The sequence below is a fragment of the Actinomadura sp. NPDC023710 genome (assembly GCF_040639875.1).
Lineage (GTDB): Bacteria > Actinomycetota > Actinomycetes > Streptosporangiales > Streptosporangiaceae > Spirillospora > Spirillospora citrea.
Map to the genome: position 1 here is coordinate 1 of NZ_JBFAGB010000077.1, position 22,523 is coordinate 22,523.

Annotated in this window: 16 protein-coding genes and 5 pseudogenes; 10 read left to right on the top strand and 11 right to left on the bottom strand. The window is 65.3% G+C overall.

What is annotated here, in order from left to right; genetic code table 11:
- The 5 genes and pseudogenes from AB0H37_RS43605 to AB0H37_RS43625 all read right to left on the bottom strand — a co-directional run.
- A pseudogene (locus tag AB0H37_RS43605) lies at positions 1–245 on the bottom strand (hypothetical protein); the annotation flags it as partial.
- Positions 246–1,558: 1,313 nt separating this feature from the next.
- Positions 1,559–2,368, bottom strand: coding sequence for a zinc ABC transporter substrate-binding protein (locus tag AB0H37_RS43610; RefSeq protein ID WP_360618568.1), 810 nt, complete (start codon positions 2,366–2,368; stop codon positions 1,559–1,561).
- Positions 2,369–2,371: 3 nt separating this feature from the next.
- A complete protein-coding gene (locus AB0H37_RS43615) occupies positions 2,372–3,190 on the bottom strand; it encodes a metal ABC transporter permease (RefSeq protein ID WP_360618570.1) in 819 nt (272 codons plus the stop codon).
- Positions 3,187–3,837 (bottom strand): ATP-binding cassette domain-containing protein, encoded by a 651-nt coding sequence (locus AB0H37_RS43620; RefSeq protein ID WP_360618571.1) that lies wholly within the window; start codon positions 3,835–3,837, stop codon positions 3,187–3,189. The genes AB0H37_RS43615 and AB0H37_RS43620 overlap by 4 nt, the downstream gene beginning before the upstream one ends.
- A 195-nt stretch (positions 3,838–4,032) precedes the next feature.
- Complete coding sequence (locus AB0H37_RS43625) at positions 4,033–4,347, bottom strand: hypothetical protein (RefSeq protein ID WP_360618572.1); 315 nt, start codon at positions 4,345–4,347, stop codon at positions 4,033–4,035.
- A gap of 694 nt (positions 4,348–5,041) precedes the next feature.
- Here AB0H37_RS43625 and AB0H37_RS43630 point away from each other — a divergent pair.
- Positions 5,042–5,383, top strand: a pseudogene (locus AB0H37_RS43630) (IS5 family transposase); the annotation flags it as partial.
- A gap of 18 nt (positions 5,384–5,401) precedes the next feature.
- Here the strand turns inward: AB0H37_RS43630 and AB0H37_RS43635 are convergent.
- A pseudogene (locus tag AB0H37_RS43635) lies at positions 5,402–6,603 on the bottom strand (IS110 family transposase).
- A gap of 329 nt (positions 6,604–6,932) precedes the next feature.
- Between AB0H37_RS43635 and AB0H37_RS43640 the strand changes: the two are divergent.
- From AB0H37_RS43640 to AB0H37_RS43655, 4 genes are all read left to right on the top strand, one after another.
- Positions 6,933–7,271, top strand: a complete 339-nt coding sequence (locus AB0H37_RS43640) for a hypothetical protein (RefSeq protein ID WP_360618590.1) — start codon at positions 6,933–6,935, stop codon at positions 7,269–7,271.
- Positions 7,272–7,647: 376 nt separating this feature from the next.
- Positions 7,648–8,682, top strand: coding sequence for an RNA polymerase subunit sigma-70 (locus AB0H37_RS43645; RefSeq protein WP_360618574.1), 1,035 nt, complete (start codon positions 7,648–7,650; stop codon positions 8,680–8,682).
- Between the two features lie 44 nt (positions 8,683–8,726).
- Positions 8,727–9,530 carry an SDR family oxidoreductase gene (locus tag AB0H37_RS43650; RefSeq protein WP_360618575.1) on the top strand — a complete coding sequence of 268 codons (804 nt, stop codon included), beginning with the start codon at positions 8,727–8,729 and terminating at the stop codon, positions 9,528–9,530.
- A gap of 787 nt (positions 9,531–10,317) precedes the next feature.
- Positions 10,318–10,680, top strand: coding sequence for a hypothetical protein (locus AB0H37_RS43655; RefSeq protein ID WP_360618576.1), 363 nt, complete (start codon positions 10,318–10,320; stop codon positions 10,678–10,680).
- A 370-nt stretch (positions 10,681–11,050) separates the two neighbouring features.
- On the opposite strand, the gene AB0H37_RS43660 is transcribed toward AB0H37_RS43655, so the two are convergent.
- Positions 11,051–12,367, bottom strand: coding sequence for an FAD-dependent oxidoreductase (locus AB0H37_RS43660; protein ID WP_360618578.1), 1,317 nt, complete (start codon positions 12,365–12,367; stop codon positions 11,051–11,053).
- A gap of 593 nt (positions 12,368–12,960) precedes the next feature.
- Between AB0H37_RS43660 and AB0H37_RS43665 the strand changes: the two genes are divergently transcribed.
- Positions 12,961–13,329, top strand: coding sequence for a YcaO-like family protein (locus AB0H37_RS43665; protein WP_360618580.1), 369 nt, complete (start codon positions 12,961–12,963; stop codon positions 13,327–13,329).
- Positions 13,330–13,429: 100 nt separating this feature from the next.
- Here the strand turns inward: AB0H37_RS43665 and AB0H37_RS43670 are convergent, their stop codons facing one another.
- Positions 13,430–14,566: an ABC transporter permease gene (locus tag AB0H37_RS43670; RefSeq protein ID WP_360618581.1), complete on the bottom strand. Its 1,137-nt coding sequence runs from the start codon at positions 14,564–14,566 to the stop codon at positions 13,430–13,432.
- Positions 14,567–14,761: 195 nt separating this feature from the next.
- Complete coding sequence (locus AB0H37_RS43675; protein WP_360618591.1) at positions 14,762–15,322, bottom strand: SDR family oxidoreductase; 561 nt, start codon at positions 15,320–15,322, stop codon at positions 14,762–14,764.
- Positions 15,323–16,742: 1,420 nt separating this feature from the next.
- On the opposite strand from AB0H37_RS43675, the gene AB0H37_RS43680 reads away from it, so the two are divergent.
- The 4 genes from AB0H37_RS43680 to AB0H37_RS43695 all read left to right on the top strand — a co-directional run bounded on the left by AB0H37_RS43680 (position 16,743) and on the right by AB0H37_RS43695 (position 20,339).
- Positions 16,743–17,921 (top strand): ATP-binding protein, encoded by a 1,179-nt coding sequence (locus AB0H37_RS43680; RefSeq protein WP_360618583.1) that lies wholly within the window; start codon positions 16,743–16,745, stop codon positions 17,919–17,921.
- Positions 17,914–19,023, top strand: coding sequence for a hypothetical protein (locus tag AB0H37_RS43685; RefSeq protein ID WP_360618585.1), 1,110 nt, complete (start codon positions 17,914–17,916; stop codon positions 19,021–19,023). Before AB0H37_RS43680 ends, AB0H37_RS43685 begins: the two co-directional genes overlap by 8 nt.
- Positions 19,020–19,655, top strand: a complete 636-nt coding sequence (locus AB0H37_RS43690; protein WP_360618587.1) for a response regulator — start codon at positions 19,020–19,022, stop codon at positions 19,653–19,655. The genes AB0H37_RS43685 and AB0H37_RS43690 overlap by 4 nt, the downstream gene beginning before the upstream one ends.
- A gap of 330 nt (positions 19,656–19,985) precedes the next feature.
- Positions 19,986–20,339 carry a PadR family transcriptional regulator gene (locus AB0H37_RS43695; protein WP_360618589.1) on the top strand — a complete coding sequence of 118 codons (354 nt, stop codon included), beginning with the start codon at positions 19,986–19,988 and terminating at the stop codon, positions 20,337–20,339.
- 436 nt (positions 20,340–20,775) lie between these two features.
- On the opposite strand, the pseudogene AB0H37_RS43700 reads toward AB0H37_RS43695, so the two are convergent.
- Both AB0H37_RS43700 and AB0H37_RS43705 read right to left on the bottom strand, forming a co-directional pair.
- A pseudogene (locus tag AB0H37_RS43700) lies at positions 20,776–21,688 on the bottom strand (IS5 family transposase).
- Positions 21,689–22,283: 595 nt separating this feature from the next.
- Positions 22,284–22,523, bottom strand: a pseudogene (locus AB0H37_RS43705) (IS5/IS1182 family transposase); the annotation flags it as partial.

The following is a 22,523-nucleotide window of genomic DNA, read 5'->3' on the forward strand; positions in this document are numbered from 1 at the left end:
GTCAGCCGGGACAGATCCCGGCTGTTGAGCACGTCCCGGCGCTCGACTTCCAGCTTCATTTTCGTCCAGCTGGTGAAACCGTGTTCACGGGCGAGGGCGAGCTGGGCGGAGGCCAGGATGGTCTGGTGCGAGACGGTGTGGATCCGCGCCGTGGCTTCGCAGTCGCCTTGCCGGGCGTCCCGCAGGAGCTCCTTGGCCTGGTGGCGGAGTTGGTCCAGGTCAGGACGGGCCGGCAGATCGCGCATGACGTCTCCCTCGTCACCCCGTGGTCCGCATGCGGGGCCGAAGAGATCGTCATCGTCGCGGCCTTGCGTGGAGAGATGGAGGTGGACTCTGTCCTGCCCGCGGACCCGGTGGCGCCCTCCCGCGCCTGAGGCCCACACTATACGAAGGAGCGCTCGCTGGTCCGCCCCGGCGGCGCTCTTTGGCTACGCCGACCGCTGAGGTTGGGTCGCGAGATGATGTTTGGGTGTCGTGTTGATGGGTGGACGCCCACTTGCCACCGGGTCGTGGTGGTGCGCGCCCAGTCGGGGTGTTCTCTGTCCATATGGGCACCGAGCTGGGTTGTCTCGCTCGATGATGTCCAAATTCATAAGCGGTTCACCGCTGGGCCGCGCCGGGCGTGAGCGCAACTTGCAGGCCTCGGCCGACCGGTTCCACTCGACCTTCCACGAAGAGCAAATGTGCAAGCTTCGATGGTCGAGAATGCCTTCGGGAAGCAGACGCTGGCACTGCTGCGCCAACAGATGCCGCCTGCCACGCCGCCGACGAACTCGAGCGCTGGTTCGCCTACCTCACCACCCAGCTCACCCAACGCGGCGTACACAAAAGCGTCCAAGCTCTCGAAGCCGAAGTCCGCGCCTGGGCCCAACGGTGGAACACCAAACCCAAGCCATTCGTGTGGACCAAGACCGCCGAAGAGATCCTCGACTCCCTCGCCCGATATCTACAACGGATATCAGGCGCAGAACACTAGCCGGCACAAGGGAATGCTGCGCCGTGCGTGAGGCGGGCGATGAAGCTGTCGACTACGTTGCAACGCTTGTAAAAGGGCAAGGTCGAAGACCGGTGCATGCCCGCTTCGTGAGCTACTGCGAACGCGTTCAGCCTGCTGGTCGGCGTGTTCAGGATGCCGCAGATCGCAGCCGCACACTAACTGGCGGATCGCGGCTGAACTGCCGCCTTGTCGGCGATCACCCGATCCGGCCAGCGCCCAGGACGGTCCAGACCGGGGATGCGCCACCCAGGGGCCCCAACACATGGCCGAAGGCAGTGCAATCGTTGACGTTCCTCGCGGTGAGCACAATCGGCAACGGCAGGCCGGGCCGATCCACCGTCAGGTGGATCTTGGTGATTACCCCGCGTCGCGACCGTCCCCCAGCATCTGCTCGGCAGCGGATGGTGCCCGGCTCATCCTGCCCGGGTTCCCTTTCCTAGCCCCGGTGACAGGCTGCCCAGCGGTGGTCAAGGCCCGCTTACGACGTAAGCCGCACCGGAGCCGGTCGGTAGTTTATGGGGTCCGCTCTGCGTCCATCGAGGGTTTGCGGGGACTGCGGGATCAGTCGGTCAGTGCTGCGGTAAGGGCGGTGGTGTTGGTCCGGTAGACCGACTTCAGGTCCATCTTCTGATCAGGGAAGTTGACGACCGTGACGCGTGCGGCCTTGATGGACGACAGTGCGTCGGTGCGGGGCATCGCGGAGTTCTCCAGTATTAGGCCGGGCTTCCAGCTGGCGAGGTCGGCGACCTGGGGGGCGGTCGGGGGTTGCGGTCCGTAGAATCTGACGGGGTCGGCGCCGAGCAGATCGGCGGCCCAGCCGACGAAGGTCTGGGCGACCACGGGGGGCTTGCCCGCCTTGGCGTAGGCGGCCGTGGCGTTTCGCTTCTCGGTGGCGTAAGCGGCGTCGTACGAGGTCAGCCACTTGCTCGCCTGGCCGGCGGTGCCGAACTCTTGGCCGAGCCGGGTCACCTCCTTTCTGACGATGTTCGGGGAGTTGTCGAGCTGAAGCTCGACCATCTCGGCCTTGGAGCCGACGGCGGACTTGAGCTTGGGGGCGAAGCCTTCGAATGGGGCGTACAGCACGAAGTCGGCGCCGGCGACCTTGGCGATGTCGGACGGCTTGGGGTCGTAGTCCGGCGGGTGGTTGATGCCCGGGGGCACGATGACGTCGACGTCGCGGGCGCCAGCCGCGCGGGCGAACGCGGCCTCCCAGGTGGAGGCGGCGACCACCCTGGGCCCGCCTTCGGAGCCGGCGCCGTCGCCGGTTCCATCCGATGAGTCGCATGCCGCGAGGGCTGAGGCCGCCGCGACGGCGACGGCAAGGCGTGCCGCGCCGCGTCGGTTCCGATAGAGCCCTTTGAGGAAGTTCATGGGTCAGGTCCTTGCTTTCGGTACGAGGTGGATCAGCAGGGTCAGTGCGCCGCCGAACAGGACAAGGACCGGTCCCGGCGGCAGATCGAAGAGCAGGGCGAGTGCGAACCCGCCCAGGTTGAAGACGAGCCCGCACCCGATCGCCCAGCCGGCCATCGAGGCCAGTGAGCGGCCGAGCTGACGGGCTGCCAGTGCGGGCAGAAGGGTCAGGGCGTCCACGAGCAGTGCGCCGGTCAAACGGATCGCCCCGGCGATGGCGACCGCGATCACCATCAGCAGCGCGACGGTGAGCGGCCCGGTCCGGACGCCGGAGCAGACCGCGAGCTCACGGTCGTGCAGCAGCAGCGCCAGGTCGCGGCGGCGCACCCAGAACACCACCGGAACCACGACGGCCAGGGATGCCAGCATGGCGACATCGCCCGGACACGTCGCCAGGATTGAGCCCCAAAGCAACTCGAAAGCGCCGTTGGCATTCACCCCCGATATCGACAGCGTCAGCAGTGCCGCGGCGATCGCGAGCGTCATCAGCAGTCCCATCGCGCCCGACAGCCCTGCCGGGGACCGTGCCAGCGGCGCCAGCGCCCCGCCGGTGAGCGCGCACAGCGCGAGCGCGCACACCAGCGGGTCCAGTCCCACGAGCATCCCGATCGCGCTGCCCAGTAGCGCAACGTGCATCATCGCAAACCGCACCGGCAGGATGTCCAGCCCGATGATGAACACGCCGACGACCGGCAGCGCCACGCTGCCGAGCAGCAGCGCCGCGATCGCCAGCCGGACCGAGGTCAGCCCCAGCAGGGCGAGTAGCTCCGCTGGCGAGTTCACCGCAGCTCCCGCAGCCAGCCCGCAGCCATCTCGGCGACCCGGTCGCAAGCCCGGACCACCGCGCGGTCATGGGTGGCCACCACCACGGTGACGTGAGCCGCTGCCAGCAGTGCAGCCACCTGCTCCTGCCCGGCGAAGTCCAGGGCGGCTGTCGGCTCATCGGCCAGGAGCACACCGGCCCCGGCGTTCACCTGTCCCAGAGCACGAGCCAGATAGGCGCGCTGCAACTGCCCGCCCGACAGGCTTGACAACGGCCGTTCCAGCAGCCCGCCCAGTCCGAGGTCCACAGCCGCGCGGCGGGCGGCGGAACCGTCCCCGCCGCTGGCCAGCAGTTCACCGACCAGCAGGGGAAAACGTCCCGCCGCGCGTTGCTGCGGGATCCACGCGACCTGCCTGCGCCGCACGGCCCACTCGGCCGCCTGGCGCGCCACTCGGCCGCCGACCTCGATGTCACCGCTCACTTCGCGGTGCAGGCCGAGGACGGCGCGCAGCAGCGTGCTCTTACCGGACCCGTTGGTCCCGGTGAGAGCCACATGCTCGCCTGGATCGACGCGCAGATCGACGTCGTCGACCGCACGTGACCGACCGTACCGGCAGCAGACCGAGTGGAGCCGCAGGGCCAGAGGGCCCGGCGACTCGCCGCTCATGCGAGCTGTGCGGCGGAGACGGCCGGTCTTCTGCGGCCGGGCAGGCGAATGAGTACCAGCGATGTATTCATCGGCGACTCCTCGATTGAGGGGAAGAAGGACGCCCAGGCGGAGCGGTGGCGAGCACCGCTCATGACCCGGCGGCATGCCTCGCCCCAGGAGCGCGAGATCAGGAGAACAGGAAGGAAACGCTGATCACGCGGCCGCCCTGGGGACGATCTTCGTCCCGGGCGGCCCGCGCCGCGCCACCGCGTGCCGCAGCACGGCCTGGAGCAGCGTGTGCCCATCTGTGGAGGACACTGCCACCAACTGCGGCGCACTACCTGCGGGGCCCGCCGTGAGGAAGACCAACAAGAGCAGGGCCGGGCGCAGGCCCAAGCCGACCAGCAGCCTGGCTAGGGCGCACAGCCGCGCTTCTCCGGATTGCAGCCAAGCGGAGGTCACCAGGACACTCACCGCGTGCACCAGCAGCATCCCCAGACCCGGGAGCCCGCCATGGTCCATATCCATCGCAGAGGAGGGCCCAAGCGCGCCCGGCGGGGGCGACACAGACACAGGAGGTTGCGTCGCAGCCGTCAGCATTACATGTAGTGCAACCTGCGACACCGCGGTGGCGGGCAGGATAGAGGCCAGCGAGCGTTCCCGTCCTGCCAGAACCAGGGCGGGACCAAAGACGAGCAGGAAACCGGTCAGAGCGGCGGAACCGTCGACCGCACCACCGCCCGCCAGGTGCCCGAGCGAGGCAAGACCGGCGCACGCGGAGGCGAAGCTCGCCGCGCGCACCCAGCGGACCATCGACCAAGGACCCATATCGCTCGGAGACTCCCATACTGCAGTCGGACCCTGGTAGCTCGAGCGACAGCGGGCCCGTTCGTATCAGGACACCTCATTGATGACAGGCAGACCGTTAGGCACCACAACGTACTACGGTTTGTAGTACATCATCGGTGGGACGCGATGTTGGCAGCGTTAGCTCCCTCGTGCCCGCGCGCGGCCCCGTAGCTCGTGTGCTGTTCAACGTTCCTGGAAGCAGACGGACGAGGGGAGGCGCATGACGCACCCAGTGCTAACTGTGCCCCCTCGAGATGGAGACAGCCCGGTCCGAAGACATATCGGTCGCAGCCCTCACCCCCCAGGACGTGTCCGGTAGATCTTGGTGTTTGACTGAGGTCGATCTTTGGCTGTGGGTTGATGGTGTGTCGTGGTGCGACGGCATGAGTTGACCGATGCGGCGTGGCGGCGGGTCGAGCCGCTTTTGCCCGCGCGGCCTGTCCGGGGCGGCCGGTGGGCCGATCACCGCACGGTGTTGAACGGGGTCTTGTGGAAGCTGGCCACCGGTGCCCCGTGGCGGGACCTGCCGGAGCGGTACGGCAACTGGAAGACCGTCTATGAGCGCCACCGGCGGTGGGCCGCCGACGGTACCTTCGACCGCATCCTCACCCACGTGCAGGTTCACGACGACTCGGTCGGCCGGATCGACTGGACCGTCAGCTTCGATTCCACCACGGTGCGCGCCCATCAGCACGCCGCCGGTGCCCGCAACAAAGTGCCCCTATGTGCTTCGTCAAGCTGGGAAGGGCGTTGGGGGTTGATACAGGGTGCCGTCGCGGAGCATGGCGAAAAGCACGTCGATGCGTCGGCGTGCCAGGCAGGTGAGCGCGGCGACGTGATGCTTGCCCTCGCTGCGTTTCTTGTCGTAGTAGGCCCGGGAGATCGGGTCGCGTAGCGAGGCGAACGCGGCCAGGTAGAAGGCCCGTTTGGTCGCCGGTTGCCGCGCTGGGGCGGCCTTTCGCCGCGGATGGAGGAGCCGGAGGTCCGGGTGGCGGGGGCCAGGCCGGCGTAGGCGGCCAGGTGGGCGGCGGTGCGGAAGCGGCTGCCGTCGCCGACGTCGATGAGGATGCGGGCGGCGGTCCTGACCCCCACGCCGGGCAGGGAGGTCAGGACCTGAGAAAGAGGGTGGGCCTCCAGCAGTTCCTCGATCCGGGCCGCCAGCACGGCGCGCTGGTCATGGACGGCGCTGAGCGAGCGCGACAGGCTCGGGATGATCAGCGCGGCGGCGTCGGTGCCGGGCACCGTCACCGTCTGCTCGTCCAGCGCGGCCAGGACGTCGCCGGCCAGCCGCTCGGCCATGCGCGGCGCCTTGGGGCGCAGCACGCGAACAAGTCGGCCGCGCCCGGCCCGGCGCAGCTGCGCCGGGGAGCCGAAGCGTTCCAGCAGAGCACGGACGGCGGGATGGTCCAGCCGTGGCCCCAGTACCCGCTCCAGGGCGGGATGGATCTGGGTGAGCAGCCCGCGCAGCCGGTTGGTCACGCGTGTCGATTCCTGGGCCAGGTCGTCGTCGAACCCGGCCAGCATCTGCAGCTCGGCGACGGCCTGGTCATGGAGTGTGAGCTGGCGCAAGGTGTGCGGCATGGTGCGGGCCGCGTCGGCGATGACGAACGCATCACGCGCGTCGGTCTTGGCCTCGCCGGGATACAGGTTAGCGATCCGCCGCATCGCCAGTCCGGGCAGGTAGGCGACCTGGCATCCCACATCACGAGCCACCGCCAGCGGCAACGCGCCGATGGATGCGGGCTGGTCGACCACCACCAGCACCGAGCCCCAACGGGCCTGGAGACGGTCGAACAGCTCACGCAGCTTGGGCTCGCTGTTGGGAAGCCGCTGGTCGAGCACCTTCTTGCCCGCCGGTGTCAGGCCCGTGGCGTGATGCTCGCCCTTGCCGACGTCCAGGCCGCAGAACACACCGATGTCGCGGGGGTCGGTCACGTGCTGCCTTCCGTTCGAAGTGACGCGTTCTCCCCGGCCTCACCTGCGGCATCAGCGTGCCGGCATCCACGTTACAAAGAGCCTGCCAGCCCGTAGTGGGCTGCGCGTTCATACCCTCATCAGCGGTCTGCCGATGCCTCCGGACCTGGTGGCACCACTTTTTCGATCATGGATCCACTAGGGGAACAGAGCCGTGCCAGATCCAGAGGCCGGGCACCCCGTCTCCGGGTCACGAAGAAGGTAACGGGGAACCGGGCGGGACGAACCCGGCATCGGGGGGAGTCAGGCGCTCGGGCGATCACGGGGCGGGTTGACCACTAAAGGTCCACCTGGCCGTCGACGAGCGCGGAATGCCGCTGTCGGTCGTGGTCACCGTCGGCAACATCAACGACTGCACCGCCTTCCCCCACGTCCTTGCCAGGATCTGGGTGCCGCGACCTGCGCGGGCGTCCGCGGTGCCGGCCGGATCGGGTGATCGCCGACAAGGCCTAAAGTTCGCGGCGATCCGCCGGATCCTGCGGGAGCGGGGCATCGCCGTCACATTCCCCAACGCGAAGGCGGGGCGTGCCCGCCGCGGCCCACGAGGCGGGCGCCCACCAGTGTTCGACCCGGCCCTCCACCGGCGCCACAACGTAGTCGAACGCTGCATCGGCCGCCTCAAGCAATAGCGTGGCATCGCCACCCGGTTCGACAAGCTCGCTCACAACTACCGCGCAGGAATCGTCCTGGTCACAGCCCTGCTCTGGATCAAGGCATGATCCACCGGACACGCCCTAGCGGCACCGGACAGCCCCCGCCCCCTCGCCACGCCGCTGGGCCGCTACTCGCAACAAGGGGTTGCGGGCGACCGCCAGAGCCGCCAAAAGGGCCGCACCTTCGACACGGCCATCCGGTGAGTCTACGGAAGCTCGCCCGCCTGGATCAACGTGTGGATGCCCGCCCAGGCGACGTCTCGCCGTAAGTAACTAAAAATTACGTTGGGTGCGATTAGAAAACCCCCGTTTCGGCGTCTTATACAGCAGAGCACCGACACGGAGGATGATTGTGGACGACCGCACGCACAGCCAGACCATCGCTCGGGCGAAGGCAGGCGACCAGGAGGCGTTCGCCGGGTTGGTCGAGAGCTACCGGCGAGAGCTGCATGTGCACTGTTACCGGATGCTGGGGTCCTTTGACGAGGCTGAGGACTTGGTCCAGGAGACCTTCCTCCGCGCTTGGCAAGGCCGGGAGGGTTTCCGGGGCGGTCCCGGGTTTAGGGCGTGGCTCTACAGGATCGCGACCAATGCATGCCTGGACTTCCTTTCACTGCGCCCACGCCCGCTCCTGACAGCGGCGGGCAGGGAACGGGGAAGCGTCCCTCCGCCGGCGGCGGTGCCGTGGCTGCAGCCGTATCCTGACGAGTTGCTGAAGGAGATCCCGTCTGGCCTGGATGAGCCGGAGGCGGTGTTCATTGCCAAGGAAACCATCGAGTTGGCGTTCCTGGCGGCCATCCAGTACTTGACGCCCCGCCAACGCGCGGTGCTGATCTTGCGGGACGTACTGGGCTGGTCGGCGAGAGAGACCGCGGAGTTGCTGGGGGTGAGCGTCCCCTCGGTCACCAGCGGGCTCCAGCGCGCTCGCCTCACCATGCGTACACATCTGCCGCAGCACCGGCTGGAATGGACGTCGGCAACCGGGGCCGGGGACGTGGAGCGAGCCGTGGTGCAGCGTTATGTGGACGCACTGCAGCGCGCCGACGAAGACGCCGTCGCACTGGTGCTGTGTGAGGATGCCAAGGTCGGCCACCAGGGCGGATCCGGAGGACATACCGGGGCGGAACCCGTCTGGTTCGAGGGCCGCGAGGCGATCATCGAGGCGTGGGCGCCGATTCTGCACGGGCCTGACGCGCAAGATCTGCGCTTCATCCCCACCAGAGCGAACATGCAGCCTGCCGTCGCCACCTACGTCAGCAATCCCGGTGCATCGGATTTCCGAGCTTTTGCCCTGGCCGTACTACGCGTTGAGGGCGAGCTCGTCGCGGACGTCACGATCTTCGATTCCAAAGCCTTCGCCGCATTCGAGTTGCCGGAGGCTCTGTGACCCGAACCCAACGAACCATTCACACACCACAATGGGAGGACCCCATGCTGCTCGAAGGAAAGAACGCCATTGTCTACGGAGGCGGAGGAGCGATCGGTGGAGCCGTCGCCCGCACATTCGCTAGGGAGGGCGCGATTGTTCATCTGGCAGGGCGCACCCGAACCAAGCTTGACAGGGTGGCCGCGGACGTGGCCGCAATGGGGATGAGCGCTCACACCGCGCAGGTTGACGCGCTCGACGAACAGGCAGTCGACCAGCATGCCGCTGCTGTTGCCGGCTGTGCAGGACGTATCGACATCTGCGTCAACATGGTGGGGATCGACGTCGGAGAGCAGGGAGTACCCCTGATGGCTATGTCGACGCAGGAGTTCCTCGACCCGATCACCGCCTACCTACGTACCAACTTCGTGACCGCGAGGGCCGTGGCGCGGCACATGCTCGATGCGCGGGCTGGGGTGATCCTGTCGGTGTCGCCGCCAATGGCCCGCATGCCGGTCGCGCTCTCGGGCCCGTTCGGGATGGCCGGGGCGGCGACCGAGGCTTTGTGCCGGCAGTTGGCCATGGAACTCGGTCCGTCCGGTGTCCGTGTAGTCGGTCTGCGATTGAATGGCATCCCAGAGTCTGCAGTGGAACTCGGTTCCCACACGCGTGGGATGTGGGAACGCGCCGCCGAGCGACTCGGCATGCCGTTCGAGCGCCTGCTGGACGAGGTGGGAGGGGGCGGCCCGCTACCGGGATCCCTGACGGTGCAACAGGTCGCCAACGCCGCCGCCTTCCTGGCCTCTGAGCAGGCCGAGGGTATGACGGCCACCGTCGCGAACCTGACCGCAGGTGCTTCCATCGACTAGGACAGCCGCACGCTAGCTCGCGCGCTCAGTGGCAACCCCGCGCGAGACCGTGTAGGTAACCCTTCCATTGCAGTACATGACCTGCTTGAGGTGCTGTCGGGGGGCAGTACGGTGGGCCTGCCCCCCGACAGCGGTCCCCGCGCTGCCCGCAGTGCCCCGGGTTCATGCGCCCTCGGCCGTTGCCAGCAGCGCTAGGTTCAACCACGATGACCTCGGCGACGAGCAGTAGTGATCGCTAACCATGCAGCGTTCGTGTTGCGCTACGAAAGATCAAGAAACGAACGGCCCGTTGCGCAACGGCGGTACTCCTTCGGCGGTGTGGTGGTCCTCAGAGTGGGGTATGGCAATCCCAGTGTCGCGTTGCTACAGGTCAGGCCGCTGGGGGCGCCGGTGCCGGAAAGCGCGATACGTCAACTCAGGAGCAGATCAACTATTTGCGATTCGCGCCATGGGCCCAGAGATAGTGCCTTGATCCCGGTTTGTCGCACGGGTGGGTCTAGATCTTCGGGCCTCGGAAGCGGCCGCTGTGTGGAGTTGGGGGATGTTTGTTGAGGTAGTCCAGGGCAGGACGCACGATCCGTCGGAACTACGGGCAGCGACTGACCGCCGGTACGGAGAGTTGGGCGCAACCACAAGAGGGTGGCTAGGCGCCACCGCAGGCGTGACGGACCGCGGTATCTTCCGAAGCCTGACCCGCTTTGAATCGTTGAGATCGGCCTATCGCAGGCGACATCGCCGGGCGCGAGAACGGTGGTGGGCCGACACACGTGCGCTCTTCACAGGTGCAGTGGCTTCCCACGATTGCACCGACATCGAGATCTTCGGCCGCGGTGGTTCTGACGAAGCAGGATTCGTTCAAATTATTGAGCATCGCCTGCGCGATCGCGAAGGTCTTCGCTACTCCTGGATCGAAGCGGAACACCAGGCAATGATGGAGTTGCGGCCCGACACTATAGGAGGGATCTTCTGCGTCCATCCTGATGGCGGTTGCACGGTCGTAGCCTATTTCACCTCAGAGGCGGCGGCCCGAGAAGGTGAAAGCAAGGACATGCCACCGGAAATCATGGCATGGCGAGACCGAGAAATGACATACTATGAAGGAGAGGCAGCCTTCTACGATCTGCGAGACCCCTGGTTGTACTCGCCATAATTCCGTTGGCGACTCGCGCTTCTTCGGAAGTCGGCCTCTACCTGGCACCGCGAAATTGAATGCCTTGGCAAGTTTCTCGTTATAATTCGGAATAGCGCGTCAACATTATATGATTGACCTATTTGACCCTCGCGGGTTACATAGTTTCGCAGGGGAATTGCCTTGAGGAGACAACCGACTTCGGCGGGCCACTGGGCGCAGTTATGGCTGGCCCGCCTTAATTTGAAATGATTTGAGCTGGGCCGCGCGCCCATTTAGTGAGTCCCGGACCTGGGCATGTGACCCAGTTGACCCGTTTCTGCGACCCAGAGCTGTGCTGCCTTTCAGATGTGACGACGACGGCTTCGGCTCCTTGGTAGGCGTTGTCGGCCTAGAATTCTGCGATGACCTCGTTTGCGGTATCTTCCCCGGAGCACAGGGCGCCTTCCATATGGTCGGGGTAAAGAGGGGAAAGATCCGACCCCGCCCAGTGCACGCGTCCATGTGGGACGCGAAGATCGTGCCCGAAGGTGCTCAATGCTCCCGGAGCGAAGTTGGTGACGTCACCGCGATTCAGCGGTTCGGTGGCCCAGTAGTGGGTCACCAACTCGACGTAGCGGCTCGCACGACGACCGAAGCATGCGGTCAGATGAGCGCCGATGGCGCCTCGGATTTCGGTGAGGTCATCCGTATTTTGGCGGGCGCTGGCCTTGGCAGCAAGGAACCCCGTAAGTATTCCTCCGTGTTCCGGCGTCACGGTGGAGTCCACGGTGGCGAGTACGGCCCCCGCGGGGTCGGCGGTGCGTCCGGACCATCCGTCCTCCCGCCAGAACGGCTCCTCGTAGATCGCATGGAACTTGATGCTGCTTCCGAGTGAAGCTCGTTGGGCGAGCGAGTCGCGTGCGACTGAAAGGGGCGGGTCATACTGGATGCGACCGGAGAGGGGAAGCGGGAGGCTGATGATGGCGCGTCGGGCTCGAACGCTGCCTGATCGGCTGTGCAGGATGACGCCTTCGGCGTTCTGGTCGACCGCCTGCACGATGTTTCCATACCGCAAACGATCACCATAACCGGCGGCTAGATGATCGACCAGGCCATGCACCCCTCCGAGGACCTGGGTCTCGGCAGGCCGATCCAACAGGGTGGCGGCGAATCCGCCATTGGCGCGCATGAAGTTCAGGGCGTGCAGCATGGACACCTCCGATGCCGCCGCAGCTAGATACGCCTCGGTCAGTGCGGCTACCCGGTCGGCTGCGGGGCAGGCCTGCGAGTCCAGCCACTGCCGGAGAGTCTGGGCGTCGAACTGGGCGGCCTGCGATGACCTCCATGGCTCCACCGGGTCAAGCGCCAGAGCGATCCTATCGAGGTCGGCCAGCAGACTCCGCAGTTGCGCATGCATTGGTTCGGTCTGGCCGCTCACTTCCTGGCCGGCCAGCAGTATGCGTTCGTGCCCCTCTCTGTAGACGGGCACGGTTTCCAGCCCCGCCGCGTTGGCTAGGCTGTGCAGGCGAATCTGTGACGAACCGATGAACTGGGCGCCGAGGTCGAGCGGGATGCGCCCCTCGTTACGGCGTGTATACGCGCGCCCCCCAGGACGGTTGCGCCCCTCCAACACGATGACGTCGATGTCCGCTTGACGAAGCCGATCGGCCGCCATCAAGCCGGCGAGTCCTGCGCCCACCACAGCTATATCGCAGTCGAATCCCATCCTGTGTCCTTCCTCGGGTCTTCCGATGCCGAATGACCGGCACATGGTGGCTTCTTGGCCGCCCTTGCAGGGGTCCAGGCGCACGACGGGAACGGTGATGGCCGCCAAGCCGTACAACAGGAGACTGGCGGCCGAGTCTCCGCGGCCGTCAACGGCTGTGCCCATGAGCGCCTGCCCGGTGGCCTGGTACCGTCCAGGCGACCCGCGGTCTCGAGCAGGTACGCCTGGGTCGCCGGGGATGACCCGCCCCAGACCAGCTGCAGCACGGTGAACTCCCCAGGGCCGCTCATGAGCCAGATCACCATCCCGCATAGGAATCCGGTCGCCAGCACCACGCGTGACTGTCCGAAGGCTGCCGTAGCGAGAGCCGATCATGGCGGCTCCCTCGTACCTGCCTGTCCGATGAGGCCGCAGCGGCGAGGACGGAGTCGACCTGCGTCGCCGTATTTCGTTGCGGCCCCCCGGGGGTGGTCGCGGGGGCGAAAGCTTCAACCGACCCCAGTGAGCGTTTCACCATCGCCAGCTAGCCCGTGGGACAGGCGTTGCTTTCTGATGCTCCACTGGCCTCTTCTAGGAGCTCGGCATCCCGTCCAGTGATCGTCGCCGATCATGAGCCCGCCTGCTTCGAGGCACGGATACAGGGCGACGACTACCCGATCACGTTCACCGGGCCGGGCAGCCACAACGATCCGGCCATAGCGCTGTGCTGCGCCCTGACCGAGGCCGCACAGAGCCGCCTGACCGCGATCACCGGAGCACGCGACGACCTGCCGGCCGTGCTCTACCGGACCGCTGCCCGACGCAACGCCGCGACATGTGGGCGGGTGCACCGAGGGGACTGGGCGCCGCGGGAGCCCGCGACTTCGATGCGACGTCCGCATCCTGACCGAACGCATTACCCAAAGGCCCCGCTTGGCCAGCGGAGCCGTTCCGGTCGGGGTATGGGCACCTCCAGGAAGTAGGCGTAGAAGCCGCAAATCACTCAGCCGCAGAGGCCCTCCCAACCTCTGTGCCAGATCACTTCTGACGCTCATTTCGTTCATCACCTCATGCGGCTAATACCTAGCTTCGCCCATATCTGTCCTCTGCCCTATAGAACCAGGTAAAACCGGCCGCGAGCAGGACAGCCGCCCACACAACAGCGTAAACCCACAGCAGGCCCGGCTCTTGCATTGATGAAGGAGGAGTCGGCGGGCTCGTGTGGGAGTCACCATGGTCATTGGCATAATCGGGAATAAGTGCTTGACGGGCGAGTTCGACGTAAACGTAGCCTGGATTCACCTCGAGCACATCAATTATCCACGGGTTCTCCCGGACCGTCCCAGATCTCGCTACCAGCAGGTTAACAGCGAAGATGACCCCGGATGCGTATAGCCAGGTGCGTAGAGCGAACGGAAGCAGCTGTGTGATGTCTCGGGTGAATGCACCGATTCGCGCCATGATCAGTGATACGCCAACGTTGAAAATCATCTGCAGTGAGAGCAGCGGTATGATCAGCAGCCAGGATGCCGTGGGGAATACTCCGAAGCCGACTAGCAGGACCAGGAGCACGCCCATCGCGACAATCATGTGCTGGAACTCGACAAGGGTGTAAGCGAGAGGTAGTACGGCGCGTGGAAAGTGTAGTGCTCTGATAAGTCCAGTGTTGGCCCCGATGGCCTTGGCGCCCGCCGTGATCGATCGCTGGGTGAAGCTGAAGACGAAGACGCCGCACACCAGCCATGGTACATAGTCGGGAATACTATACCGGGCACCCAGAAGGAAGCCGAATACCAGAAAATAGACTCCGGCATTAAACAGGGGAGTCAGGACCTGCCAGATTTGTCCAAGCCTCGATAGCGTGTACATCGAGGCATTCCTAGCCGATGCGAACTGCCAAACAAAGTGGCGGCGACTCCAGATGTTGCAGAGATACATGACTAGAGTAGGGCGCGCCGAAACCTGTGTCAGACCGTGCACTGCAGCGTAACTCGCCAGCGGCTCCTTTGTCCTCGCGCGGTCCGAGAAATCGTCCCCCGGAACTGTTGCGTTGCAACCGCTTCGCGCCATCTTTTCAGGGATCACGATGCTTGAATGCAGGCCGGAGAGGTTTTCAAGCCGGCCAAACACGAAAGATTTTAGAAAGCAACGCACGACAACCAGTCCCGCTTTCGACGATTCACGTTTTTTGGCTGAACAGCCATATTTGTCAACAACCACAGCCCAAAACATGACCCACCGACGGAGTACAGAGAAGGCCGTTAGTCGTGGGCTTCGGCTCAACGCCGTAGGCGTCTAGGTGTAAGCGTAGGTCGCGGAATCCCACCACCGTTCCATTCCCGTCCCGCTTCGATCGTTGACACCTAATCGATGACGGCGCCGCCGGTTAGCTTGGTGATGGTCCCGGCCATCCTCTCAGCCTGGTCGGAGGCCAGGAAGGCGGCAGCATTGGCGACCTGCGCTACCGTCAGAGGCATGGGAGCGGACCGCCCGCTCCGACCTTCTCCAACATCTCTTCGAACGGCACGCCGAGGCGGTCGGGCGCGCGCTCCCACATCCCATGCGTATGAGAACCAAGACGGCCGGCGCTCTCCGGGATACCGTTAAGTCGCAAGCCCACACACGAACGCCGGACGGGCCGAGCTCCAGGGCCAGCTGGCGACACATCGCCTCGGTCGGCGCCCGCCACCATCCCAAACGGTCCCGACGGAGCAACCGGTTTCGCGACATCGGAGGCGACACCGACAAGATCACCCCGGCGCCCGCCACCAGCACGTGACGTGCCGCCGCCCTGGCAGTGCGGAAGTTCGTGCGCAGGTAGGCCGAGATCGGATTAAGGAATTCCCGCGCCGACAACATCACCAGTGGCATCCCCTGGTCGCCCATATCCATTCCGACCGCATTCACACATATATCGATTTGACTCGTCCAGCCGGCCGCATCGGCGGCGTGCCGATCGACCGGCTGCTCATCCAGCGCGCTAACCCGCGCCGTTTAAGTCGCAATCCCTTGTGCCACAATCTGTCCGGCCACTTTGTCCAACGTCCTCTGACTTCGCCCGGCCAGATGGACCGAAGCGCCATGCCGGGGAAACGCCGCCACCTATCGCACCCCCACCCCCGCATAAGTAGAATCTTCTCAATTCTGCCTTACAACAGCAGCACCCATCGTATTTATCTGTCGTGGAGCGTCTGATCAGCGCAGATCGAGAAGGATGGGCGCCGTTGGCCCCCAAACTGTCATGAACCCACACCACTGCCTGGTACGGGTTCATGACAGGTCGCGGCGGCGAGCAGACCGGCGCCGGACGGTGGTAGTGCCGACATCGAGTCCATCGAACGCTCCGGTTGCGGAGCTGCGCCCTAACTATGCTTTCTGGCAAGTCACATTGCGTTGTCCGGCGTTTCTAAGTCAGCCGCACATCGGAACATCCCACGTCCGATTTCAGGCACGGTCACTTCGTCCCCATCGGGGAGCCCAAGGGACGAGTCAGCACAGCGCCGTGCGTTTGTGATGGGCCAGGCCGCCTGTCCCGGTCAGCAGACCGCTAGGAAGGCTCTCCCAGATCGGCTCAACCCCATTCACCAGACCGCCATTTCTTGGCGTTTCCGGTTGTCCCCGGGGAGCAGCGGACAAAATTGCCGCTATTGCCCCCCTCGAGATAGCAGCCTCTCTGGTTCCAGATTGTAGTGTAGGAGGTGGCACCCCATGCCACAGTCCAGTTGAGACCGTAGGTAGAGGTGGAGGGAAGCGTGCACTGATCAATCCGCACGTCCCATGTCTTTCGGTTCGCCGAGACGCAGCCGAAGTCCGGCGCGAATATTTTCGACGTCCAAGGCCCGAACCTTTGATTTCCGTCCCTACTGCTACAGGTTGCGAGCCCAACGTTCTTGCCTCCGGCGATGACCTTGAGACATTTTCCAGTATCTAGGTTCCGCAACATCTTCGCCCCGGTGCGGTGCGACGTCGCCGCCCGAGCTTCTGATATCAAGTCGGTCGTGGTCGCCCTACCTTGTAGTGCGGAGGCTGGCACCTGGCTGACCCCACCGACCACGACGATTCCGACCGTGGCGACAATGATCCTCGCCGAAGAATGCATCTTCTTCACCTTTCTCTTCCTGCCTCGTCGAAACGCATAACTACGCCCCGTATTCGCCGTGTGGCTAATCGTTGACCGCCGCATCGACGCTCCGATCTCGGGACATGTGCATCGGAGGCCGACCTCGCCAAGCGCAACCAGTGCGCGGCTACTAGGGCCCATTCTGGAGCCCATGGACTGCGTTGTCATGACCCCCGTTCGGGGGTCATGATCAGATCCCATGTTCGCCCTCGAGCGAGATCGGAACCGGGCATACTGCGTATGCCCGGTTCCGTCGTCGTTGGGAGGCCTGACCATATGACTCTTCGGGGGGAGCGGAAGAAGAGCGCCAGAAGCTTCCAGCCGGGGAAGCAGCAAGGCCCTTCGGAGTACGCCCTCGCCCGCACAGTCCTTCGGTTCGTCATCACGCTGCGATGCGGTGGTGTACTCGCGGCGATCATCGCCGCGGTAGTCGACGATGGAACTGACGTCTCCCGTACTTGGCAGGTGGTGGTCTTGGCCGGCCTCACCGTCTGGGCCGCCTGTTTCGCACTGATAGCCACACACCGCGGCCTGTCGCTAACGTTGGTGGTCGGCGATGCCGCCGTGGTCTCTGTCGCCCTGCTTGCGCAGTCGCGGTGTGTTCCGGCCCTCGCAGTCCTCGACGAAACCACTTGGGCGATGATGCTGGCCAGCACCGCTATCTATGTCGCACAGCTAGCATTGCCGGCGGCCACCGGTTTGCCCTTAGCGGGCGGCGTGATCATCGCCTACGTCATTGGAGTGTGTGAGCCGACAAGCCATCTCAGAGTTCTGTTCGTTCAAGCGACGGTAGTTAGCGCCATGATGTGGCTACTTCGGCGTGGGGGGCGGCGGGCGGACGCAATTGTGGCGGACCGTGACTTCGAGCGGCGTCGCGCCCTCGCGGCCGCGGCTCGCCGGGCGGACGAGCGCCACCAACGAGCGCTGCTGCACGATTCAGTGCTGTCAGTCCTTACCATGGTCGCGAGCAGTGCCATTCGAACTGACTCACCCGCTCTGCGCCGAAGCGCGCGCCAGGCGCTCCATACTTTGGAGGAGTTCGCCATCCCTGCGGTCGACCCACTCACTGCCGATCTGTGGGAACGGCTCGCCGCACTCATTTCGCGCTTGTCTCCGGAACTGCTCGTCGAACTGCTCCGAGAAGGCACCGCGCGAGCAGATGTACCAGAACCAGTTGCCGAGGCTTTGGCAGGAGCGGTCGGTGAGGCCCTGCGTAATGTGGAGCGCCACGCCGGAGCGAGGCGGGTGTCGGTTCGAGTTCGGTATCACGACAGGAGTGTGGCGGTTGAGATCCTGGACGACGGTGTCGGCTTCGATCCTGCGGGAGTCCCTCTCACCCGTCGGGGCATAAGAAAGTCTATCGTCGAGCGGGTGAAGGTCGTCGGAGGCGATGTCGACATACGATCCCGCTCGCAGGCAGGCACTCGGATCGTGCTTTGGTGGCCCGGTGGCTGAGTTGGTACCTACGCGGCTGTTCGGTATCCGGTTCAATCGCGCGTTTGACATTGCCACCGTCATCGCGGTGGCTATTTGGCAGGTCACCGCAGCGCTCACCGCCCTGGTGGCTCACGGTGACCACTACACCTCTTTCGCTTTGGCCGCCGCGGTCTGGGCGGTCCAACTCGTTATCGTCGTTGCCGGCGCGGCGCTGCTGCTTCGCCGAGTACGTCGCGCTGCGGTGATCTGGCCATTGGTTGCGGTGGACATCGTCACCGGTGCGGCGATAGTAACGAGCTGCCCGGGTGGGGAACATCTCAAGATCAACTGGGCTTGGGCTACTGTGGGCCTGATCGGTGTGCTCCTGCTGCTTCACCGGCCCCTGTGCGAACTGATCGTGCTGCTGATCCTCAACGCGGGCATCGTTCTCGTCGCCCTGGTGGTCACGGGCGCGCTCCACCGGCACAGCGCTGCGGGGTTTGTGACCCTCGGCTACGCCTCGGCGAGCATTCAACTTGCCCTGATGGCGGGCGCACGGGTCTTCCAGTTCAGCGGTGGGATGGCCGCCGAGGCAGCTGCCGAGCGGTGGGCGATCGCAACCCAGGAGGCGATCTTCGCCGAGGTCGCCGTAGCGCGTCAGGATCGCTACCAGGCGGTCCAGGCACGGGTTGCTCCGATTCTCCAGGGCCTGGCCGGTGGCACCATCAGCCCCGCTGATCCAGACGTGCGGCATCGGTGCGCCGCCGCTGAGGCAGTGCTGCGTCGGCTGCTGACCGAGCAGGATGATGTTCCGCACCCAATGCTTCGGGCGTTGCAGTCGGGGATCGACGCTGCGGTGCGCCGTGGAGTGATTGTCGACGTTACTCCGATAGGGACGCCTCCACCAATGACTGAGGAATTGGGGACGGCTCTGGTGGAGATTCCATTGGCCGTGCTGGCGACCGCCCGAACACATGCCCGCATCACTGTGGTCGCCGCCGTAGCGGGTGGGATTAGCATCTCGATTCTGACCGAAGGCGACGCCGCCGTTCCCCATCGCCCCTCGACCGACGGCGTGATCGTCACCAGCGATCGCGACGGGGACCTGTTTTGGTTGGAGGCACGATGGGAGAGCCAGTGACCCTCGCGGTCGTCGATGACCAGGACGTCGTTCTTGCCGGCGTGCGGTCTTGGATCGCCGAGGACGCTGGTCGCCGCGTAAAAATCATCTACACCGCACCCACGCCCCATGGGCTCGACCGGCCACCGGCGGATGTTGCGGATGTGCTGGTCATAGACCTGCAGATCAATGGGGAGTTGGTCTTCGGCCGCATCGCCGAACTTACGGCGGCCGGTCGAAGAGTTGTGGTCTTCTCCCAGTACGCCGACGTCGATCTAGTGCGTCGTGCCGAGACGGCGGGTGCGCGGGCCTATATCACCAAGGGAATCGGAGAGGGACGCCTTCACCTCATCGAAGCCGTTCTGGCCGTGGCGGCGGGTGGAACGTACACGACGCCATCGGAGGCCGGAGTCATGCTGGCGGCCGCAGGCTCGTGCCAGCCAAGGTTCTCTGAGCAGGAGCTTCGTGCCATGCGGCTGTGGCTGGGCGGTCTGACGCGGGCCGCGGTGGCCCGACAAATGGGGATCAGCGAGCACACAGTCAAGCAGTACCTCGACCGAGCCAGAGAGAAGTACGCCAAGGCGGGGCGCCGAGCCTCAACGAGGCTAGACCTGTACCGCGAAGCACGGAGAGACGGCATCGTCGAGCCCTGAGTCGAGCCGATTACAGTGCCATCTGTCGCGGTGTGAAACCGTGCTACCGCTCGTTCTTCATCCGTGGCATCGATCCCCCCTCGGCTGGCCAGGCTCCACTGATCCTCGAGCGCAAAGTGGCATGTCTCAGCGCTCGCCCACCCCGCACCACGACCGCTAACTCGGGCAGTTCTGGGCTTCGTTGGAACCGTCGCCTCTGACCTGCCGTTACCCACGCCTACCTGGTGAGACGTCATGCATGCCTAGGTATGGCATGTCAGCTTCGCCGGATGGTCGTGACCATTTATCCGAAGGGTGCAGATGTTGGCGACCTACGGTAGCTTGCGATACATGGAACCTGCCGCTACCTCTAACCTGCTGACCCAGATGCGGCGCGGCGCCCTCCCCTACTGCGTGCTCTCCCTCCTTGAAAAGGGTGAGCTCTACGGAGTGGAGATCGTGCGGCGGCTCGCCGAGGCGGATGGGATGGTCACGAGCCAGGGGACGATCTATCCATTGCTCTCCCGGCTTCGCCGGCAGGGACTGGTCGAGACACAATGGCAGGAATCGGCCTCGGGTCCTCCGCGGCGCTATTACACCCTGACTCCCGACGGGCAACAGGCGCTGGCCACGTTCACGGCTGAATGGACCCGCTTCCGAGAAGGGGTCGAGCAATTCATCACCAAGGAGGCTGGAGCATCATGACCGCGAACAAGCTGATCGATATCTACCTGGACCGGCTCGCTACGCGGCGCACGGGCTGCCGGGTCCGCAACGCGACGAACTTCTCACCGAGATCGGCGCGCACATCCAGACCACGCTCGCCGCGGGCCAGGACCGCAGCGAGGCGACGGTCCGAACTGTCCTTGACCGCCTGGGAGACCCGGAGGAGATCGTCCAAGCGGCGGGCGACCCCGGCGCTTCGGCGATCGCCGGCACCGCCCCGCAACACCGGGACCACGAGCCCTTGACAGGCCGACGCGCCCTAATCTTGGCGATCATCGCAGTGACGCTGGCCGTCGGGGGTACCGTCCTACCGCTCATCGGTTGGGCAATCGGAGCCATCGTGACCTGGTTCCTCACACGCTGGCCCGCCCGGCAGAAGGCGCTGACCACGATCGTCTGGCCGCTGGGATTCGGCCTAGGGCGTGTTTTGTGGATCGTGGTTGAGCCAGAGGATGAGGCTGGCGATGGTGACGACGGCGCGGTAGTGGGCGGCGAGTTTGTCGTAGCGGGTGGCCAGGCCGCGGAAGCGTTTGAGCTGGTTGAAGCAGCGTTCGACGACGTTGCGGCGGCGGTAGCGGTCCCGGTCGAAGCCGCAGCGGCGGTGTCCCCGGCGGGCGCGGGCGGCGAGTTGGTCGCTGCGTTCGGGGATGGTGTGCGGGATGCGTCGCTGCCGCAGGTAGTCGCGGATGATGCCGGTGGAGTAGCCCTTGTCGGCGATCAGGTGCCCGGGCCGGGTGCGCGGACGGCCCGGCCCGGCCCGGCCCGACCGATCGCGATCGCTTCGACGACCTCGATCAGCCGGGTGCAGTCGTTGATGTTGCCGGCGGTCACCGTGAACGCCAGCGGCAGGCCGCGCCCGTCGCAGGCCAGGTGGATCTTGGTGGTCAGTCCGCCGCGGGACCGCCCGAGTGCTTGCCCGCCGGCCGGTGATGCCGGTTTCGTCCCTGACCGTTCCCCTTTTTGCGGGCGCCGGCGGCGTGCTGGTGGGCGCGCACGATGGTGGAGTCCACGCACACCGCCGACCAGTCCACCATCCCGATCGCATCATCGTGGACCTGGACGTGCGCCAGCAGCCGCTCCCAGGTCCCGTCCCTACTCCAGCGGCGGAACCGCTGGTAGAGCGTCTGCCACGGCCCATAGCGTTCGGGCACGTCCCGCCAATCCGCACCGGTCCGGACCTTCCACAGAATCCCGTTGATCACCTGCCGGTGGTCACGCCACCGCCCACCAGGACCCGAAGCGACCGGCAACAACGGCTCAATCCGCGCCCAGGCCGCATCGGTCAACTCATGTCGCCGCACCATGGCCACCATCAAGCCACAAACCAAAGATCCAGATCCGCAAAACAGGCCCTAGGCGCATGGCTTCTAGGCCCCGGGGCGTCCGGGTCGACCGAGTGCACCACCAACGGCCAGTGCACCTCCGCCGATCTCCCCATAGCCCTTCAGATGGCCCTAGGTCTCACTGTCATTCTCACCGCAGCAACCCTGACATTCCTGGTACTCCACAAAGAGCGCCAGGCCGTCACCTGACCCGGAAGAAGGCATTTACACGGATCGACGCCCGTCCATCCAAGTATGGATACCAGAATTACGCCCGCTCTTTAATTGGACATATTTCGAGGGGGTGTGAAGGCCTTGCCGGGGTCGTAGGTCTGGCTGGTTTGGAGGCAGTGGAAGAGTTGGCCGAGCATGCGGTTGAACAGGTGCCGCAGAGCGGCTGAGTGTCGATCGCCTTGGTTGCGGCGTCGCTGGTAGTGGGCTTGTGCGGGTTCGTGGTTGGTCGAGGCCGCGGACGCCCAGACGAACCCGGCGCCGGCAAGACGATCGTTCTTGATCGTTCGGTGGGTGATGGAGATGCTCCGGCCGGAGGCGCGGGTGACTGGCGCTGATCCGGCGTAGGCCTTAAGAGGTCGTAACAGAATCAGCGGACGAGGCGTCGCCAGCAGATGATGGCTGCGGCGAGGGTCATGAACGCCTCGTGGATGTCGTCGCGGATCTCCCAGCGGATGCGTAAGCGGCGGAACCAGTGCAACAGGCCAATGGTGCGCTCGACGACGTAGCGGTGAACGCCCAGCCCGGACCCGTGCGGGGCGCCGCGGCGGGCGATGACCGGTTTGATGCCCTTGGCCCACACCTGGCGCCGGTACTTGTCGTGGTCGTA

What these genes read in the sequence shown, in the direction of transcription:
- AB0H37_RS43695 (WP_360618589.1), top strand. Translation starts at nt 19,986, where the DNA reads ATGGAACCTGCCGCTACCTCTAACCTGCTGACCCAGATGCGGCGCGGC.
- AB0H37_RS43625 (WP_360618572.1), bottom strand. Translation starts at nt 4,347, where the DNA reads ATGGATATGGACCATGGCGGGCTCCCGGGTCTGGGGATGCTGCTGGTG.
- AB0H37_RS43660 (WP_360618578.1), bottom strand. Translation starts at nt 12,367, where the DNA reads ATGGGATTCGACTGCGATATAGCTGTGGTGGGCGCAGGACTCGCCGGC.
- AB0H37_RS43650 (WP_360618575.1), top strand. Translation starts at nt 8,727, where the DNA reads ATGCTGCTCGAAGGAAAGAACGCCATTGTCTACGGAGGCGGAGGAGCG.
- AB0H37_RS43610 (WP_360618568.1), bottom strand. Translation starts at nt 2,368, where the DNA reads ATGAACTTCCTCAAAGGGCTCTATCGGAACCGACGCGGCGCGGCACGC.
- AB0H37_RS43620 (WP_360618571.1), bottom strand. Translation starts at nt 3,837, where the DNA reads ATGAGCGGCGAGTCGCCGGGCCCTCTGGCCCTGCGGCTCCACTCGGTC.
- AB0H37_RS43680 (WP_360618583.1), top strand. Translation starts at nt 16,743, where the DNA reads ATGACTCTTCGGGGGGAGCGGAAGAAGAGCGCCAGAAGCTTCCAGCCG.